The sequence below is a fragment of the Paenibacillus cremeus genome (assembly GCF_007786445.1).
In the GTDB taxonomy this organism is placed as follows: Bacteria; Bacillota; Bacilli; order Paenibacillales; family NBRC-103111; genus Paenibacillus_G; species Paenibacillus_G cremeus.
This window is the reverse complement of the sequence record NZ_VNJI01000056.1, coordinates 14889-27165: the sequence shown is the minus strand read 5'-3', so window position 1 is coordinate 27165 and position 12277 is coordinate 14889. Positions and strand designations below refer to the sequence as shown.

15 protein-coding genes are annotated in these 12277 nt (G+C 54.2%); 3 read left to right on the top strand and 12 right to left on the bottom strand.

What is annotated here, in order from left to right; translation table 11 throughout:
• Positions 1-47: 47 nt before the first annotated feature.
• From FPZ49_RS29515 to zwf, 3 genes are all read right to left on the bottom strand, one after another.
• On the bottom strand, positions 48-1127 hold the full coding sequence (locus FPZ49_RS29515) for a metallophosphoesterase family protein (protein ID WP_144853966.1): 1080 nt from the start codon (positions 1125-1127) through the stop codon (positions 48-50).
• Between the two features lie 106 nt (positions 1128-1233).
• A complete protein-coding gene (locus FPZ49_RS29510) occupies positions 1234-1863 on the bottom strand; it encodes a cyclase family protein (RefSeq protein WP_144853965.1) in 630 nt (209 codons plus the stop codon).
• 22 nt (positions 1864-1885) lie between these two features.
• Complete coding sequence (gene zwf / locus FPZ49_RS29505; RefSeq protein WP_144853981.1) at positions 1886-3406, bottom strand: glucose-6-phosphate dehydrogenase; 1521 nt, start codon at positions 3404-3406, stop codon at positions 1886-1888.
• A 255-nt stretch (positions 3407-3661) separates the two neighbouring features.
• On the opposite strand from zwf, the gene FPZ49_RS29500 reads away from it, so the two are divergent.
• Positions 3662-4027 carry a hypothetical protein gene (locus FPZ49_RS29500; RefSeq protein WP_144853964.1) on the top strand — a complete coding sequence of 122 codons (366 nt, stop codon included), beginning with the start codon at positions 3662-3664 and terminating at the stop codon, positions 4025-4027.
• 63 nt (positions 4028-4090) lie between these two features.
• Here the strand turns inward: FPZ49_RS29500 and FPZ49_RS29495 are convergent, their stop codons facing one another.
• Complete coding sequence (locus tag FPZ49_RS29495) at positions 4091-4534, bottom strand: GNAT family N-acetyltransferase (protein ID WP_144853963.1); 444 nt, start codon at positions 4532-4534, stop codon at positions 4091-4093.
• Positions 4535-4789: 255 nt separating this feature from the next.
• Here FPZ49_RS29495 and fliD point away from each other — a divergent pair, with 255 nt between their 5' ends.
• Positions 4790-5500: a flagellar filament capping protein FliD gene (gene fliD / locus FPZ49_RS29490; protein ID WP_144853962.1), complete on the top strand. Its 711-nt coding sequence runs from the start codon at positions 4790-4792 to the stop codon at positions 5498-5500.
• Positions 5501-5523: 23 nt separating this feature from the next.
• On the opposite strand, the gene FPZ49_RS29485 is transcribed toward fliD, so the two are convergent.
• From FPZ49_RS29485 to FPZ49_RS29455, 7 genes are all read right to left on the bottom strand, one after another.
• Positions 5524-6171 carry a response regulator gene (locus FPZ49_RS29485; protein WP_144853961.1) on the bottom strand — a complete coding sequence of 216 codons (648 nt, stop codon included), beginning with the start codon at positions 6169-6171 and terminating at the stop codon, positions 5524-5526.
• On the bottom strand, positions 6152-7228 hold the full coding sequence (locus FPZ49_RS29480; protein ID WP_144853960.1) for a sensor histidine kinase: 1077 nt from the start codon (positions 7226-7228) through the stop codon (positions 6152-6154). Before FPZ49_RS29480 ends, FPZ49_RS29485 begins: the two co-directional genes overlap by 20 nt.
• A gap of 17 nt (positions 7229-7245) precedes the next feature.
• A complete protein-coding gene (gene liaF / locus FPZ49_RS29475) occupies positions 7246-7896 on the bottom strand; it encodes a cell wall-active antibiotics response protein LiaF (RefSeq protein WP_144853959.1) in 651 nt (216 codons plus the stop codon).
• Between the two features lie 181 nt (positions 7897-8077).
• Positions 8078-8770, bottom strand: a complete 693-nt coding sequence (locus FPZ49_RS29470) for a PspA/IM30 family protein (RefSeq protein WP_144853958.1) — start codon at positions 8768-8770, stop codon at positions 8078-8080.
• Positions 8771-8772: 2 nt separating this feature from the next.
• Entirely contained in the window at positions 8773-9318 is a 546-nt protein-coding gene (locus FPZ49_RS29465) for a PspC domain-containing protein (protein WP_144853957.1), read from the bottom strand.
• Positions 9315-9992: a PspA/IM30 family protein gene (locus FPZ49_RS29460; RefSeq protein ID WP_144853956.1), complete on the bottom strand. Its 678-nt coding sequence runs from the start codon at positions 9990-9992 to the stop codon at positions 9315-9317. Before FPZ49_RS29460 ends, FPZ49_RS29465 begins: the two co-directional genes overlap by 4 nt.
• Positions 9993-10032: 40 nt before the next feature.
• Entirely contained in the window at positions 10033-10353 is a 321-nt protein-coding gene (locus FPZ49_RS29455) for a LiaF transmembrane domain-containing protein (protein WP_144853955.1), read from the bottom strand.
• A 219-nt stretch (positions 10354-10572) separates the two neighbouring features.
• Between FPZ49_RS29455 and FPZ49_RS29450 the strand changes: the two genes are divergently transcribed.
• Complete coding sequence (locus FPZ49_RS29450) at positions 10573-11124, top strand: hypothetical protein (protein ID WP_144853954.1); 552 nt, start codon at positions 10573-10575, stop codon at positions 11122-11124.
• A 68-nt stretch (positions 11125-11192) separates the two neighbouring features.
• Here the strand turns inward: FPZ49_RS29450 and FPZ49_RS29445 are convergent, their stop codons facing one another.
• Positions 11193-12275, bottom strand: coding sequence for a copper amine oxidase N-terminal domain-containing protein (locus FPZ49_RS29445; RefSeq protein ID WP_144853953.1), 1083 nt, complete (start codon positions 12273-12275; stop codon positions 11193-11195).
• Positions 12276-12277: the final 2 nt, after the last annotated feature.

Here is a 12277-nt window from a genome sequence, read left to right as displayed (position 1 = left end):
ACACTTTTTCAAGGGGCGTGCGCTACGGAAGCAGCGACTTCAATCCGCTACGCTTGCTTCAACGGCACCGTCCAATTGGCCTCGTTCAGCCACGTCCGGTTCGAAAATTCCCTGCCGCGCAGCGTCACTTTATCCCGGAACACCTGCACGTACAGCCCTTGTGACTTGTGAGAGGCGGTATTCTGGTAATTTTTATCCAGCACCCGCCCTACGGAGGAATTATGGAAATAATGGAAGTTGCCATCCTTCACATAATGCTCCACCGTGTTTTGAAAATCCATGTGCCGATGCCCGCAGAACACAAACGCATTCTTATACGGCTGCAAAATCTCACGAAACTTCTTCGCCTTAATGAGCAGATGCGAGCCTCCATCCTGCCCTGCCGGCGGCAGCGGCTGATGCGTCATGATGAACACCGGCTTCCCGTCCTTATGCGAGGCCAGCCGTTCCTTCAGCCAATCCAACTGCTCATCGGAGTACCAGGCTCCTTCGCCGACCTCCGGCCGCTCCTGCACGTAGGCTTCCTGAGACAGCATAATCAGGTGATGGCCCTTCACCCAATCGTCGTGATACGGGTTCTTAAGCCCCCAGAACTTCTGAAACCGTTCGCGCGACTGCCAGTCGGTCTTGCCGTTCGGCATCGTATCCTTGTTGAACGCATCCTTTTTATCGATCCAGATGTCATAGTAGTCGTGGTTGCCCATATTCGCATAGATCGGCGGCAGCTTATAAGCGTCCAGCAGCTTCTTTAGCTCTTTGTAATCCTGCTCCCGCCCATAATCCGTCAAGTCGCCCGTCATGACCAGCGCCTCGATCGGCCCGTCGTTGAACTGCTTCATATCCTCGAGCGCTTCTTTCAAATGCTTGATCGTATTCGGATCATAGAGCGAGACGTGCAGATCGCTAATAATAAAATAAGAGAACAACGGCGCCTTCGGATCGACCGGTTCATGCACTACTTGAGCCGACTCCGACTTCGCATGCCCTTCTCCGGCTGTCTCCCCCAGCCCCTTGACCATCGTTTGCTCGCTGGCCGCTTTTTCCAGCAGCTTGAAGAGTCCGGCTCCGGCCGCCCCGATCATCACCAGAAGCCCCAGCAGCCACCGAATAAACTTGCGCCTTGACATACCTCACTTGCCCCCCGAAAACCCATCATATCCAATTCGATTTATTATACCACAAAAAAGAGACTGCGCCGCAGCACAGTCCCTTTCCTGTCTACCCTTACCAGCCTTACGATCCCAGCAAAAACGCCCGCGCCGGAGCCGCTTCAATCCCAGCCAGCTTCAGCGGAGCCAGCACGAAGAAATATGAGCCGCTAGGCACGTCCTTCAGCCGCAGCCCTTCCAAAATCAGAACGTTATTGCGCATCAGCGTCCGGTGCGTCGGATACTCCGACTGCGAGCGCTCGATCCCGAGCGCATCCGTGCCCACACCCTTGATGCCGAGCTCGGCCAAATACGCTGCCCCATCCGCGCGCAGGAACACAAACTCCACATCGAAGTTCGGCCCCTCGTTCAGCGAATTCCGCGTTTTGAATAGAATCCATTCGCCCTTCTGAATCGCAAACGGCTCCAGATCCTCGCGCGTAATCTCATGTGTCACATGGGTCAAATCGAGCACCCGCGCCGTTCCGACCAAATCCTGCAGCGGGATCGTCTCGATCGTCGCTCCGTCCTTTAGCATGTGCAGCGGTGCATCCAAATGCGTGCCCGTATGGGCGTCCAGGCTGATGCGCGTCTCATAGGTGCTGCCGGTTTCGTGGTTGCTCGTATTTTCAAATGTCGGACGCTTGGCATCCTTATCCTTCCACACTTGAATGCCTGCATCAAGAGTCATCGAAATATCGTACAGCTTAAACATCGTTCGTCCGCCTCCTTAGCGCTTAACGCTGTGTGAATTCCCACGCCACTTCGCCTTCATCTTGGCCGTTCACCGGCCACCAGCGGAAGCCGTCCTCGGCCACCAGCTGATGCCCTTGCTCCGGTCCCCACGTACCCGCACTGTAGAGGTGCAGATCGTCCGTACGCTCGCCCCAAACGGAGGCGATTTTGTCCACGTACTTCCATGCCAATGCCACTTCGTCCCAGCGGGTAAAATATGTCGAATCGCCGCGCGCAGCGTCGTACAAGAGGCGCTCATAGGCTTCCGGGGTGTTCAGGCCGACCTGGCAGCTTTGGCAGAAGTCCATCGCCACCGGCACAATCGTCCCTTCCGAGCCCGGCTGCTTCGCATTCATTTTGAAGTAAATGCCTTCCACCGGATTGATCCGGAAGACGAGCAAATTCGGCTCCAGCTTATGCTTACGCGAGAGGTATACGTTGTTAGGCACGTTCTTGAACTCAACCACGACCTCCGTCGTCTTCACCGGCAGACGCTTGCCTGTCCGAATGTAGAACGGCACGCCCGCCCAGCGGAAATTGTCCACGAACACGCGCGCAGCAAAATACGTCTCCGTCGTCGACTCCGGATTTACCTTGTCTTCCTCCCGGTAGCCCGGCACGTGCTTGCCCTTCAGGTTGCCTGCCACATATTGGCCCCGCACCGTATTGGCACGCACCTCGGCCGCCGATTGGAAGCCGCGCAGCGAGCGGAACACCTTCACCTTCTCATCGCGGATATCCTCCGGATGCATACGGCTTGGCGGCTCCATCGCCATAACGGCCAGCATTTGCAGCATATGGTTCTGCCCCATGTCCCGCAGCGCGCCCGAAGTGTCGTAATAGCCGCCCCGGTCTTCTACGCCGACGGTTTCGCTGAGCGTAATTTGAATATTGGAAATATATTTATTGTTCCAGAGCGGCTCAAAGAACGCATTAGCGAACCGCACGACGTTAATATTTTGCACCATCTCTTTGCCGAGGTAGTGGTCGATCCGGTATACATCCTGCTCTTCGAACACCTGGCGGATTTCGCTGTTGAGCTTCTCGGCCGACGGCAGGTCATAGCCGAACGGCTTCTCAATGACGAGGCGGTGCCAGCCGCTCGTTTCGAGCAAGCCTCCAGCCTGCAGGTTGTGCGACACATTGCCGAACAGCTCCGGTGCCAGCGCCAAATAAAAGAGCCGGTTGCCGCCGATATCGAACTTCGCATCCAGCTTACCTGTCAGCTCGTTCAGCTGGCGGAAGCCGTCAACGTCGTTGATGTCAAGCGACATGTATTCGAAGTGATCCGCAAACGACGACCACTGCTCGTCCTTCGTCACGTTATAGCGGGCGAACTCTTGAATTGACTCGAGCAAATCCTCGCGGAACTGTTCATTCGTTTTCGGCCGGCGGGCCACCCCGACCACGGCGAAGCGATCTCCCAGCTTCCGTTCCCGATATAGTGCGTAAAACGCCGGGAACAGCTTGCGCCGGGCCAAATCCCCGGTCGCACCGAAAATCAAAAATACGGCACTCGTCATAAGTAGCTCCATTCTTCCTCTTGAGATAACATGAATTCATTACCCGATTTCATGCTTTAAGGAGTAAGTTCCGATGGAAAAGCTATCCTTTTCCCGTTATCCCTTAGCATACCCAAATCCGAGACGAGATTCAATACTCACTGGTTAGGCTTATCACTAGAAAATAGGCGAATACCTCCGGGCATTCGTCCAGACACCGGGCGACTCCGCGCATAGACTAGGAGTGGTAGTAAACTCTTGCGGAGGTGAATACGGATGACACCCATTCATCCGATTAATTTAGAAGGATGCAAGCCGCACTACGGCAAAACCGTGTTTGTCATTCTCAAAGACGGTTCGGAGATCGTAGGCACATTAAGCCGGTTTAGCGGCAGCCAGTTGATTTTAAATGAAGAAAGCCAGATCGGGACTAAGAACGTGAAAAACACTAACTCTTCGAAAAAAGGCGGCCGTACAAAAAAAGGCAAGGTGCTCAAAACCAAAGTGATCGAAGAAACGAGCCAAGGAGCCCTGCCGTTCTTCCCACAGGAATTTTCCCAAGGCTTTACCCCTCCGGCACTTCCAAGCAACACCATCACGCTGGACCTGCCGATGATCGCCATGGTCTTTGTGCCGAACTGAACCATGCGGCCGCACGCAAAAAAACCAAGGCTCCGCACCCCTCAGAGGCGGAGACCTTGGTTTTTAAGCGATTTGCTTCGTCATGAAGTAGCAGCGAAGCCGGTGATCGTAATTCGTCGGCATATAGCCGTTCCGCAGATAGAAGCGCTGGGCCTGCTTGTTGGCTTCATCGACCCACAGTGTGACCTCCCGACAGCCATACTGCTGTGCGGTTCGCTCCGCTTGATGCATGAGACGGGCGCCGACCCCCAGCCCTTGATACTTGGAACTCACCGCCAGCATATCGACCGACAGCCGTTCCCGGTCCGGCTTCAAGGATACAAACCCGATCGTCCTTCCTCCGGCGGACATCGCCACATAGGTCGTACAATCATCCAATCGTCTGCGGAGCATCGTAGCGTCCAGCCGAAGATCCGGCACCGTTTCTTTCGCGAAAGGGACAAGCAGTTGTTCCACCAGCTCCATAATTACGGCGTCATCCCGGCTTGGAATGCGTTTCCGAAGCATATTCAGGACATCCTTTCCCACCATTTCAACGCGTACCATATCGTATGAAACGAGAGTCGGGATGGTTTAGGCCTTTACTTTAAATATTTTTTACCGACGAACGCCATGAAAAAGACGCACGCGACAGCAATCACAACAATAACGATCCATTGAACCCAATTCATTTTTTTAAAACTCCTTAAAAATAAGGTTGATAAAATATCATACTGCACAGTATAATACCTGTCAAGATCAACCAATTGCGAGGTGAACTGCATGCTCGCTCCAACTGAGCGGATTACTCGTTCCTATCGCGCGAATGCGCTGTGGTTTGCCATGGACGGCAGGCCGAAGAAGCCTTTAGGGAGCTCACCCTACCCGTCCCGCGAAAGCGGTTCCCTGGCCAAGCTTCCGTATGGCTTTGAGCGCTTGTCGCTGCGAACGGCCCAAGGGATGGCCAACATTTTGTTTACGGCCAAAATGGCGCAGCAAACGACCGACCAGCTGCAGTCGGCCTCGAACCCGGAAACCGCACGCAAACAGATTGAGCAGCTGGTCGACAACCTGAACGCCTTCGGGACATCGCTGGATCAAGCCGAAGGGTGGCTGAATCCCTCCATTTTCAGCCGAATTCAAAGCGAGCTGCCGATGGAGAAGCTGGAAAAGCTCGGGATTCATGTCAAGGAAAACGGAGAGCTTGCGCTGGACGAGGCGGAGCTGAACAACGTATTAAACGAGCACTTCGAGGATGTCCAAGAGAGCTTGACCGGCGAGGACGGCTTTGCAGCAGCGCTGAAACGGTCTGTCGGACAGCTGCAGTCGATGCCAGCGGATACGCTGCTGAATCGTCGTTCCACCAGCTTCCGGACCATGACCAACTATTCCGCCGCTGGCAAGTACGGCTATAACTATGGCCCGGGCAATCCGGCCTATCGCTCCTACTGGCCGATGCCGATCAAGGGGTATTTATTGAACGAATATTTTTAACCGCTGGTCACTCAGACTAGGGCTCACTCGGCAAGCCCATGCTTGAAGGCATAAATCGCCGCCTGCGTGCGGTCCTCTACCCCGAGCTTAGCCAGAATGTTCGTGACATGGAACTTGACCGTCTTCACGCCGATGAACAGCTCGTCGGCTACGTCCTGATTGGACTTGCCTGCAGCGATCAGCCGCAGCACCTCCATCTCTCGTTCGGTCAGCTCCTCATGGGGCTGGGCAATCTGCTTCGGCTGGCGGAACCGGTTCATCAGCTTGGAGGCCACCTGCGATTCTAACACCGACTGCCCCTTCATGGCCGAGCGAATGGCCTGCGCAATCTCCGCCGCGCGTGAGGTTTTGAGCAAATAACTGAATGCGCCCGCTTCAATGACGGGATAAATTTTCTCGTCATCGATAAAGCTGGTCAGCACAATTACCTTACAATTCGGATGCTGCGCGAGCAGCCGCCGAGTCGTTTCAATGCCATCCATCCCTTCCATCACCAGGTCCATCAGCACGACATCCGGCTTGTATTCCAGCGCGAGGCGTATCCCTTCCTGTCCGCTGCTTGCCTCGCCTACCACCTCAATATCGTCTTCCGTGCTGAGCACCGCGGCCAGACCGATCCGCACCATTTCATGATCATCCACCAGCAGTACCTTAATCGTCGTCTCTTCCATACCTAGACCCTCCTTCCGCTACGATCGGAATCCGAATATCAATCCGCGTTCCTTTGCCCGGCGCCGTAATCAGATTGAGCGAGCCGCCGATCTCGATCACCCGCTCCTTCATGGTCATAATGCCGTACGACGCCTGCTTCTTCTCATCCATGTTGAACCCCACGCCGTTGTCGCGAATCAGGAGGCGAACCGCGTCCGCCGACGGCTTCGTGAGCCGCACCTCCAGCTTCGTCGCCTTCGAATGCCGAAGCGCATTGGACATCGCCTCCTGCGTAATGCGAAACAAGTGGTCTTCAATGCCCTTCGGCAGCTTGATGTCCTCCGTCAGCTCCAGATCAATCTCCATCGGCACCTTGGCGGCCAGCTCCTGCGTCAGCTCCTCCAAGCCTTCGGAGAGCCGCTTGCCCTCCAGATGCACTGGCCGCAGGTGCAGCAGCAGCGCGCGCATCTCCGATTGGGCGACGGAGGCCATTTCCTCAATCAAATGAATCTGCCGCTGCGCCTTGTCAAAATCCTTATCCAGCGTCCGGCCCACCGCCGTCGCCGTCATCGAGATCGCGAACAGCTGCTGGCTCACCGCGTCATGCAGCTCCCGGGCGAGTCGCTGCCGCTCTTCGACGATCGCGGAATATTTCGCCTTCTGCGCCAGCTGCGCATTGTTATTGGAGAGGCGCTGCAGCGAAGACACCTGCTCCTCCCATTTTTTCGTGATGACGTTGAGCTGCTCGCCCAATCGTCCGATTTCGTCTTCCCCCAGCGGAGGCACGGAGCGGCTGAGGTTTCCTTTTTCCAGGGACAGCATCACTTCCCGGATTTCCTCCAGCCTGCGCTTCATCCGGCTGCTGTACCAAAGTCCGTAGGCAGCGCCAATGCCGACCACCACCATGATCAGCGTTAAGCTTAGGCGGACGCCGGCCTGCCACGTATCGAACGGTCTGATGTAGCCGTTGGTCTCCAGGACATAGATCACAACGCCAAACAAAACAAGGCTGAGCCCAATGGACTCACCCATGCTTCGCCATATCATATTGGTCAGACGATTGTCATGCCCGTCCATACCACAGTCCTCCGCCGTCATACGATTTTAATATCAATATCCGCAACGACATACGAGATTTCCAGCTTCACTTGGCGGTCCGCCGTCCAGTAGTTGGGCGATTGCCATACCATCCGGTTGAGCACCCCGGCCTCTTTATCGAACCCGATGCTCATTTGCCCGAACAGCACGGAGGCGGTCACGGACAAGCCCACATCCTCCGGCACGATCAGATCGACATCCGCGATGATGCCCTGCAGCACGATCGTCGTTTCCTTTTGCTCCGGAATGGCGTAGGTTAAATCCATCTGCAGCTCGCCGAGCACGTTCCAAATGGACATATTCCGCAGAATCCAAGGCTCCTTGCCCCAGCGTATACTCTCGATAAGACTCTGCTTTCGCAGGTGCTTGTAAACCCGATGCATTTTGCGCGTTTTATTATAGAAAAAGCCGAGCGAGATCAGAATGACCGCAATAACCAGCGGAAGATTGCCGCTAATGATCATGAGCAGCCCGATGATCATCATAATGTAGCCTTTGCGCTCCGAGCCCGTTCGAATCTTATGCACGCCGAATAAAAGCAGAAAGAGGGCAACCACGGTGAAAAATCCCATGTGATGGTCCATAAGCAAAAACAAACCGGCGCCAATCAGCACAAGCGCGATATTCCGGTTCCGTTTGCGATGCATCCGTAATGCCCCCTTTCTGGTAGTCTGATAGCTTCTGGCGGCAGAACGAAGGAAGTCCATCCATCGGTCTGCCGCATGGTTGTAGTTATGCAAAAAGCCATAGCGGGCGGGTAGGCCTTTTATGGCAATTTGCCTTACATAGCATAACATATCTGAAGCATGCGCTCCAAGAGCTTCTTGATTAACCTTGCTCGCCGGCAAGCTTCTCTTTCATCAGCTGAAGCTGATCCTCAATGCGCTGCTGCTTCACTGGATCCACAGCTGGCGTGCCGTACGTTGTGCCTGTATAAGCGGAGCTAACATAAGGAGTGCGTGCGATTTCCGCCTCGACTTCCATGGTCATGATCTTCTCTTCCATACGGCGGAAGCCCTTCGCGGCATTGCCGCCCTCGATCACGTTGTTTGCCGTAACTTCAGCCATTTGCTTCTTCGCTTTGGCCATTTGAGCGCGGGAAACCAGCTCGCTGCGCTTGTTGCGCATTTGATAGAACGCATCCTTCATCTCATGCAGCTGCTGTACCAGCTCAGTCGCTTGCGCTTTCGCCTGCTCGTGCATTTCCGCATACTCGGTGATTTTGCCTTCATAGTACAGCTTTTGCTCGAGCGCTTGACGTGCTGCTTGCTCTGCGCCGCCTTTAAGCGCTTCTTTTGCTTGGCCTTCAAACTGTGCGGTCAGACGAACCGCCTCTTCCAGGCGCTCCTTCAGCTTGCGCTCGCCGGCGATTTGACGGGCAACCGTCACTTCCGCTTGAGCGATTTCCTGCTCCATGTCGCGAAGGTACTGATTCAGCATAATGATCGGATCTTCTACCTTATCCAACAGCTCGTGCATCGATGCCTTCGTCATATCCTTGATTCTTGAAAATACTCCCATGATTATACCTCTCCTTTAGTGGATTGTTGTTGTTGTTCATAGTGCTTCACTTTGGCGCGCAGCTCTTCGATTTCTTTCCACATCGCCTTTTTCTCGATATCCTTCATCAGGTCATCCAAGTGACTACTATTTTCTTCACGGGCCCCAGCCTGGTGGTGGTGCGCGTACTCGGCCTCATATTCCGCATGCTCATGATGCGGCGGCGTCCAGCCATACTTTTGAGCTTTGCGATAGTGACGCTCGGCGCGCTTCCAATCCTTCCAGCTGCCATACTGTTGACCGAACTGCGGTCCAAAGCTGCGGCCTCTGCCGCAGCCGCCAGCCCCCCCGAAGCCATAGCCCGGACCCTGCGGTCCGCCATGCCAAGGCTCGCTTGGGATCACCAGCGTAGCGATGAAATACAAAGGGATGAGAATGCCTCCGGAGAAAAAAACCGTTACGACTGCGATGAGCCGTAGCCACGTCGCCTCGATGCCGAATGCTTCGGCCAAGCCTCCGAATAAGCCGGTTATTCTGCGATTAGTACGGGAACGATAGATGTTCGTCATGATCGATTCCAGCCCTCCTGTTCCAATTTCGTGCGAAGCTTGGCGAGCTCTTTCTCCAAGGCACTGCTTGCCGCGCTGCCTACAGCCGACCAAGCGTCACGCACCTGGCCTCGCACTTCCCGCAGTGTACGGGAGGTGAGCTCCATATCGGAGATGCGCTCCTCCAGACGATCAAACGCTCTCGTCGAAGGTCCTCCTACGTTACGAAGACGCTCGTTCATGCGCTGCTGCAGTCTTACGGACTCCAATCTTGCGATATAGTAGCTGCGCTTCGAGGCGATTTCGTCAAAATCCGCCTTCATCTGCTGCAGCTGCTCCTCCAGCTCCACAATGCCGAGCTTACTTTGGTTGTACAGCGTCTTGTACTGCTCCGCTTTTTCTTCCTGCTGCAGCTTCTCCTGCAGGGCGATACGTGCGATGTCCTCTTCGCCGGCCTTCATCGCCAGCAGCGCTTGCTGCTCACGGCGATCCCGCAGCTGCTCCGCCGCGCTGTACTGCTGGCGAAGCGAAGCGGCATGGGTTAAGCATTGCTGCAGCAGCCGCTCGGACTCGCGAATTTGCTCCAATTGCGAAGCCAAGTATTTATCGATCAGGCGGACCGGATCTTCTGAATTTTCAAGCATCTCATTGAACGTTGCGACCGTAATGTCACGGATTCGTTTGCCTAGACTCATGCGTAGTTCAACCACCTTTGCTAGTGTTTTTTTCTAAGAATTAGTGTACGGATCGGTTGCGGAACATCGAAACGCCGTAGAGGATCAACCCGATAGCCACCGCAATGGCGATCAACCCGGACAGCTGGCCCAGCAAGGAGCAGCCCCCGATGACGACCAAAATCAGGCCGATCACCCGCTTCCCGTTTTTTAAGCCCAAAGCTCCAAGACCAATTAATGCGGCCGAGAATAGGATCCCGATCAGATGGCCGAACAGGCTTCCGAAGAAGTGTCCATGCTGCAAGCCCAGCTTGTTCAGAAGAATCAAGCCGCCAAAGAAGATTAACAGAAGTGCAAATCCTGTGTGTCGGTTCATTTTCATTTATGTAGTCACCGCCTTTCGTTGTTTGTCGTTTGCTTATGTTCTTATTCTAGGTGGAACCGCGGTTTCCCAAAACGGACCTGCGTCGGTTTTTGCTCCTAGACCTAAGTCCAGTGCCCTCCAAGCCTATAGACAAGACCCCGCTCCGACCTCCCGCGCATGATGCGTAGAAAGAAGGCCATACTAAAGGCAACCTACGCGTGCAAAGGATGGATTGCCTTGAAAAAAACGCTGCCGCCCCCCCTACTGACCCTGATCGCACTGTTGCTTGCTTTCTCACTCTGGCCTGGACTCGCAGCTGCTACAGCTGCCGCCCAAGAAGAGCCCGCGGCCGAGAAGCCGGTGCTCATTTATGACGTCAATCAAGAGCGCGTTGTCGGCGCTTTCCCGAACGCTCCAGATATTCGCCAAGAAGCAGCCAAATGGCTGGGAAAAGCCAAGCATATTTCCACCAAAGTCAAAATTGGCTACGACAGCGGCATCATCGTCCGCATCCCGTTTGAGCCGCTGCTGCAAGTCACTCAAGCCGATAAAACCTACAACTGCCGGGATTTATTCGTCATCATTCCAGCGGCGGACCGAAAAAAAGAACATCCCCAGCTGCTGGCGTTCAGCGCTGAGGATGAGACGTTCATCTATGAATGTAAGCTGTCCGAGCTGAAGCCCTTCTTGGAAAAGCACGACCTGATGCACTGGCTCCTGAACCGATTGAAAAAAGGCTCTCACCCCGCCGTCAACCCCTGGGCCACCGCGCCTTGGGAGCGATATTGAATGCTTATTGGGTATATAATAAAAGGCTGCCCCCTCTTCAATGAAGACTGGAGCAGCTTTAGTGTTGTTTACTCAGGAACGGACTTGCCATCCTTGAACATGCCTTTGAAATAAATCGTTCCGTTCAAATTATAGAGTGTCCCCTCGCCATCTCTAACCCCACCCTTATACGAGCCTTCATAGATAACAGAGCCTGTGGTATTATAGAACTTCCCCTGACCATCAAGCCTATTATTGTGGAAGTCTCCTTCAAGCCGTACACCGCCATTGGCATAAAAGGTTTTGCCCAGCCCCTCGTACACCCCATTTTTGAATTGGCCTTCGTAGACTAGGGTACCTTTTTCGGTAACATATTGGCCCTGTCCCGTGGCATTGCCATCCACCAGATCTCCCTTATAATAGTCCCCGTTCAAATAATACAGCGTACCTGTACCCTGAATTTTATTGCTCACCATCGTAATCTGGTCATACCAGAGCGTCCCTCGCTCCGTATACAGCTTCCCTAAGCCGTTCATGAACCCGTTAGACCATTGTCCTTCATAATATTTTTGCCCGCCCTGCCAGTACAGGATACCTTGGCCTTCCATCTTGCTATCTTTAAATTCCCCTTCGAACACGAGCTTGCCATCGGAAAATAATTTCCCGTACCCGCTTCGCTTCCCGTCCTTCATCTCCCCGGTGTAGGTCAGCTTGCTATTATTGTTGATCATATTCATGAAATAGGCTGTGAGGCTATCACGAAGAAGGACCGTATGATACGTCTCGTCCCACACGACCTTCTTGCCGGTCACTTCCCCAATAAATCGCAAAGGAACGAGGGTGTTGCCATTGACAATCTTAGGTGCCACCGACAGCTCTTCTGTTTTCTCATTCACTTTTACAGACTTGCTGCCAATCTGAAGCTCCACGGCCGCTGTGCCCCGAGTTCCCTTCACCGTTTGGGTATCTTTATTCCAAGTGACGCTCAATCCCAAAGCCTCAAATACCGGGCGAAAAGGGACCAACGTAGAGCCATTCTCAATCATCGGCTGAACCTCAAACGATACCGGCGCTCCATTGATGAAAACCGGGATCGAATCGGCCGCCTTCGTTAGGCTGGGTATGCTGATCAGCAAGGCTGCTGCTGTTATGATCGTTAGTGATTTTTTCATGA

What these genes read in the sequence shown, in the direction of transcription:
- FPZ49_RS29515 (WP_144853966.1), bottom strand. Translation starts at nt 1,127, where the DNA reads ATGTCAAGGCGCAAGTTTATTCGGTGGCTGCTGGGGCTTCTGGTGATG.
- FPZ49_RS29510 (WP_144853965.1), bottom strand. Translation starts at nt 1,863, where the DNA reads ATGTTTAAGCTGTACGATATTTCGATGACTCTTGATGCAGGCATTCAA.
- zwf (WP_144853981.1), bottom strand. Translation starts at nt 3,406, where the DNA reads ATGACGAGTGCCGTATTTTTGATTTTCGGTGCGACCGGGGATTTGGCC.
- FPZ49_RS29500 (WP_144853964.1), top strand. Translation starts at nt 3,662, where the DNA reads ATGACACCCATTCATCCGATTAATTTAGAAGGATGCAAGCCGCACTAC.
- FPZ49_RS29495 (WP_144853963.1), bottom strand. Translation starts at nt 4,534, where the DNA reads ATGCTTCGGAAACGCATTCCAAGCCGGGATGACGCCGTAATTATGGAG.
- fliD (WP_144853962.1), top strand. Translation starts at nt 4,790, where the DNA reads ATGCTCGCTCCAACTGAGCGGATTACTCGTTCCTATCGCGCGAATGCG.
- FPZ49_RS29485 (WP_144853961.1), bottom strand. Translation starts at nt 6,171, where the DNA reads ATGGAAGAGACGACGATTAAGGTACTGCTGGTGGATGATCATGAAATG.
- FPZ49_RS29480 (WP_144853960.1), bottom strand. Translation starts at nt 7,228, where the DNA reads ATGGACGGGCATGACAATCGTCTGACCAATATGATATGGCGAAGCATG.
- liaF (WP_144853959.1), bottom strand. Translation starts at nt 7,896, where the DNA reads ATGCATCGCAAACGGAACCGGAATATCGCGCTTGTGCTGATTGGCGCC.
- FPZ49_RS29470 (WP_144853958.1), bottom strand. Translation starts at nt 8,770, where the DNA reads ATGGGAGTATTTTCAAGAATCAAGGATATGACGAAGGCATCGATGCAC.
- FPZ49_RS29465 (WP_144853957.1), bottom strand. Translation starts at nt 9,318, where the DNA reads ATGACGAACATCTATCGTTCCCGTACTAATCGCAGAATAACCGGCTTA.
- FPZ49_RS29460 (WP_144853956.1), bottom strand. Translation starts at nt 9,992, where the DNA reads ATGAGTCTAGGCAAACGAATCCGTGACATTACGGTCGCAACGTTCAAT.
- FPZ49_RS29455 (WP_144853955.1), bottom strand. Translation starts at nt 10,353, where the DNA reads ATGAAAATGAACCGACACACAGGATTTGCACTTCTGTTAATCTTCTTT.
- FPZ49_RS29445 (WP_144853953.1), bottom strand. Translation starts at nt 12,275, where the DNA reads ATGAAAAAATCACTAACGATCATAACAGCAGCAGCCTTGCTGATCAGC.